The sequence below is a fragment of the Alishewanella sp. WH16-1 genome, from assembly GCF_001441695.1.
In the GTDB taxonomy this organism is placed as follows: Bacteria; Pseudomonadota; Gammaproteobacteria; order Enterobacterales; family Alteromonadaceae; genus Alishewanella; species Alishewanella agri.
Genome location: NZ_LCWL01000006.1, coordinates 1 through 1,280, shown reverse-complemented (window position 1 = coordinate 1,280; position 1,280 = coordinate 1). Strand labels below are relative to the sequence as shown.

The 1,280-nt window shown below is 44.5% G+C and carries 1 protein-coding gene; it reads left to right on the top strand.

Annotated features, from left to right (window positions below; translation table 11 throughout):
- The first annotated feature begins 128 nt into the window (after window positions 1–128).
- Window positions 129–1,235, top strand: coding sequence for an OprO/OprP family phosphate-selective porin (locus tag AAY72_RS00940; protein WP_197408353.1), 1,107 nt, complete (start codon window positions 129–131; stop codon window positions 1,233–1,235).
- Window positions 1,236–1,280: the final 45 nt, after the last annotated feature.

The window sequence follows — 1,280 nt, the reverse complement described above, 5'->3', positions numbered from 1 at the left end:
CTATTTGGAACAATTATTTAGTTTTTATTGTCATCTTTAAGTCATAAAACTGTCATTGTGTCACGCAAATGTCATATAAGTGACATATGATGCTTGGGTCAAAACTAGAGATTGGGATAGGATTAATCATGAAGACAAATAGCAAAGTTTTAGTTGCCCTAGCCGTAGGTGCTTTCACTGGTAGCGCACTTGCCGAAGTGGAAATCACGCCTCGTGGTAGAATGCATCTGGATGCAGGTATGTACAAAGACGATGTTACGGAAATTGGTAACGGTTTTAATGTGCGTCGTGGGCGTCTTGGTATGCAGGGCAATTTATCGCCTGATTGGCGTTTTGTTATTGAGTATGACTTCGCTGAAGGTGGCGATGCCTCAGCAGCTGATGTAAATATTCGCACTAAACTGGCTGGTGGCAATGTGACTATCGGCCACCAGCGCGTGCCGTTTAGTCTAAACACCCTAACCAGCTCCAACTCTATTACTTTTATGGAGCGTTCAAGTGGCTCTACGGTTATTACCCCTGACCGTAAGTTAGGCGTGCGGTTTGATAAAACCTTCGGTAACTTAACATCAGAATCTATGTTGTTCGGCCGCACCATGAATACAGAGGGCGATGCTGGCAAAGATGACAGTATGGGGCTTGCTCAGCGGATTATTTACCATCCAAAAGTTGATGATGTTCAGTATCATTTTGCCGGTGCTTTCGTGTATCAGGACATGGGTGACTATAACACGCTTAGATTGCGGGACCGTCCTGAGCTACGTATTGACTCTGGTGTGCGTTTAATCGATACCGGTACTCTGGAAGGCATAAATTCCATCAATCGTTTTGGTTTGGAGGCTGCCTTCATTAATGGTGCCTGGTCTGCCGAAGCTGAAGCGATGACACTAAACACTTCGTCAACAGTTGAAGATGTTTCCTTCTCTGGATATCACTTTCAATTAAGTTATGTGTTAACTGGCGAGAGCCGTTCGTACAAGAATGGTTTGTTTAGCGGCGTTAAACCATCAAAAGAGTCAGGCGCTATTGAGGTTGCTGCACGGTACTCTGTCACCGATTTGAATGACGGTACTGTTTTTGGTGGTGAGCAGAAAAATCTTACATTGGGCGTTAACTATTACTTGTTAAATAACCTTCGGTTTATGGGCAACATTGTGTTTAGCGATATTGATACACCGTCAGGGGTAACCGAGGAGCCTATTGGCTTTGGGGTTCGGGCTCAGTACCATTTCTAACATAGATTAAACCCGGTTTACCGGGTTCAGACTGCTGACAAAGTC